Below are 2,800 nucleotides of genomic sequence, written 5' to 3'. Positions count from 1 at the left end.
AAGGCCAGCGACATATGAGCACCGTCACAGCTCCGAGCGCCGCCGCGCTCAAGGTGCCGGGCTTCTGGCGCCGCGCTTCGCAGCACCGCAGCTTCGTCATCGGCGGCGTGCTCACGCTGCTCCTGCTGCTCGCAGCCGCCGTCTCGCTGGTGTGGACGCCGTGGTCGCCCTACGAGATGGACATGGCCAACAAGCTGAAGCCGCCGACCGGCTCGCACTGGCTGGGCACCGACACCTTCGGCCGCGACGTGGCTTCGCTGCTGCTCGTGGGCGCGCGTGCGTCGATTCTTGTCGGCGTGATCGCCGTGGGCATCGGCCTCGTCGTGGGCACCGCGCTGGGCCTGCTGGCCGCGGCCAGGCGCGGCTGGGTCGAAGAAGCCATCATGCGGCTCACCGATTTCTCGTTGGCCTTCCCCGCGATTCTCTCGGCCATCATGATGACGGCGGTGTTCGGCGCCGGCATCGTGAATGCCATCGTGGCCATCGGCATCTACAACATCCCGACCTTCGCACGCATCACGCGCGCCTCGGCCAACGCGATCTGGTCGCGCGAGTACGTGGCCGCCGCGCGTGCCTGCGGCAAGGGCCCATTCGCGATCACCATGCAGCACGTGCTGCCGAACATCTCGGCCGTGCTGATCGTGCAGATCACGATTCGCTTCGCCATCGCCATCCTGGCCGAAGCCGCCCTCTCCTACCTCGGCCTGGGCACGCAACCACCTCAGCCTTCGTGGGGCCGCATGCTCAGCGAAGCGCAGACGATGATGTTCCAGGCGCCCATGCTCGCGGTGTTTCCGGGCATGGCCATCGCAATGGCGGTGCTGGGCCTGAACCTGCTCGGCGACGGCCTGCGCGACCTGCTCGATCCACGCCTCGCGCGCGCCCGCTGAACGACATGCCTCTTCTCCAAGTCAAGGACCTGCACATCGAGCTGCAAACGCAGCGCGGCCCCGCCGAGGCCGTGCGCGGCGTCGACTTCACGCTCGAGCGCGGCGAAACGCTGGGCATCGTCGGCGAGTCGGGCTGCGGCAAGTCGATCACCGTGATGTCGCTGATGGGCCTGCTGCCCTCGACCGCGAAGGTCACCGGCAGCATCCGCTTCGACGACACCGAGCTCGTGGGCCGCGACGAAAAGGCCATGTGCCAGATCCGCGGCAACCGCATCGGCATGATCTTCCAGGAGCCGATGACGGCGCTGAACCCGGTGCACACCATCGTGCGCCAGGTCGGCGAGCCCTTGCGCCTGCACCGTGGCCTTTCCAAGGCGGAAGCGCGCAAGGAAGTGCTCGCCCTGCTCGACCGGGTGGGCATTCCCGATGCGGCCTCGCGGCTCGATGCCTATCCGCACCAGTTCTCGGGCGGCCAGCGCCAGCGCATCGGCATTGCGATGGCGCTCGCCTGCGGCCCCGACCTGCTGATTGCCGACGAGCCCACCACCGCGCTCGACGTGACCATCCAGAAGCAGATCCTCGAGCTCATACAGAGTCTCGTGCAAGAGCGCGGCATGGCGCTGATCTTGATCTCGCACGACCTGGGCGTGATCGCGCAGACCGTGTCGAAGATGCTGGTGATGTACGGCGGCAGCGTGGTCGAGAGCGGCCCCACCGAGGCCGTGTTCGCACGCCGCGCGCATCCCTACACCCAGGGCCTGTTCGCCGCGCGCCCCGCCCTCGGCGCGCCACGCGGCCTGCGCCTTGCCACCATCAAGGGCAGCGTGCCCGAGCTGGTCGACCTGCCGCCGGGCTGCCCCTTCGCGGGCCGCTGCAGCTACACCGTCGATGCCTGCCAGACCACGCGCCCGCCGGCCACGATGCTGCCGCAAGACCACGCGGTGCGCTGCATCCGCCTCGAAGAAATCGCGGCTACGGACCTCGTCGCCATCGCACCATGAGTGAGCCCATCATCGCTTCCATGCCGACGCCGCTGCTGCAAGTGACCGACCTCGTTCGGCACTACGCGATGCCGCGCGAAAAACTCTTCGGCCCGCCGCCCACCGTGAAGGCGCTCAACGGAGTGAGCTTCAAGGTCGAAGCCGGCAAGAGCGTCGGCATCGTCGGCGAGTCGGGCTCGGGCAAGTCGACCATCGCGCGCCTGGTGATGGCACTCGACACGCCGACCTCTGGCAGCGTGCGCCTCGAAGGCCGCGACCTGCACACGCTGTCGAAAGCCGAGTTGCGCACCGCGCGGCGCGACTTCCAGATGGTGTTCCAGGACCCGTACGGTTCGCTCGATCCACGCCAGACCGTGGCACGCATCGTCGCCGAGCCGCTCGAAGCACTGGCCGAAACCAGCCGCACCGTGCAGCGCGAACGCGCATCGGAAGCACTCGCCGCAGTGGGACTTCGTACCACCGACATGGGCAAGTACCCCCATGAGTTCTCAGGCGGCCAACGCCAGCGCATCGCGATCGCGCGCGCCCTGATCACGCGGCCCAAGCTGATCGTGGCCGACGAACCAGTCAGTGCGCTCGACGTGTCGGTGCAGGCCCAGGTGCTGAACCTGATGCAAGACTTGCAGCAGCAGTTCGGCATCAGTTATCTGTTGATCAGCCACGACCTCGCCGTGGTGAACCATCTGTGCGACGAGGTGTGCGTAGTGTGGAAGGGCAAGATCGTGGAGCAAGGTCCGCCCGCCGAACTGTTCCGCCACGCCCAGCATCCCTACACGCGCACGCTGCTCGACGCTGTGCCGCGCACGCCTACCGGTGGAACGCTGCTGACTGCCTGAAAGCGAACCGGGTCTTCGTGCCGCACTGAGTGGTTCGGGCGCTGCGGTTCAATTCATTCAGGGCGACGCTCAC

3 protein-coding genes are annotated in these 2,800 nt (G+C 67.6%); all 3 read left to right on the top strand.

Annotated features, from left to right (window positions below; translation table 11 throughout):
• Positions 1-14: 14 nt before the first annotated feature.
• Genes DBV14_RS32040 through DBV14_RS32030 form a run of 3 tightly spaced genes read left to right on the top strand, consistent with a single transcriptional unit; the run spans position 15 to position 2,727 of the window.
• Positions 15-890 (top strand): ABC transporter permease, encoded by an 876-nt coding sequence (locus DBV14_RS32040; protein WP_124465934.1) that lies wholly within the window; start codon positions 15-17, stop codon positions 888-890.
• Positions 891-895: 5 nt separating this feature from the next.
• Complete coding sequence (locus tag DBV14_RS32035; RefSeq protein WP_124465931.1) at positions 896-1,891, top strand: ABC transporter ATP-binding protein; 996 nt, start codon at positions 896-898, stop codon at positions 1,889-1,891.
• On the top strand, positions 1,888-2,727 hold the full coding sequence (locus DBV14_RS32030; RefSeq protein ID WP_124465928.1) for an ATP-binding cassette domain-containing protein: 840 nt from the start codon (positions 1,888-1,890) through the stop codon (positions 2,725-2,727). The genes DBV14_RS32035 and DBV14_RS32030 overlap by 4 nt, the downstream gene beginning before the upstream one ends.
• Positions 2,728-2,800: the final 73 nt, after the last annotated feature.

Origin of the sequence: Variovorax sp. KBW07 (genome assembly GCF_003852515.1) — a bacterium.
Lineage (GTDB): Bacteria > Pseudomonadota > Gammaproteobacteria > Burkholderiales > Burkholderiaceae_C > Variovorax.
This window is presented reverse-complemented; position numbering and strand designations above follow the sequence as displayed.

What these genes read in the sequence shown, in the direction of transcription:
- DBV14_RS32040 (WP_124465934.1), top strand. Translation starts at nt 15, where the DNA reads ATGAGCACCGTCACAGCTCCGAGCGCCGCCGCGCTCAAGGTGCCGGGC.
- DBV14_RS32030 (WP_124465928.1), top strand. Translation starts at nt 1,888, where the DNA reads ATGAGTGAGCCCATCATCGCTTCCATGCCGACGCCGCTGCTGCAAGTG.
- DBV14_RS32035 (WP_124465931.1), top strand. Translation starts at nt 896, where the DNA reads ATGCCTCTTCTCCAAGTCAAGGACCTGCACATCGAGCTGCAAACGCAG.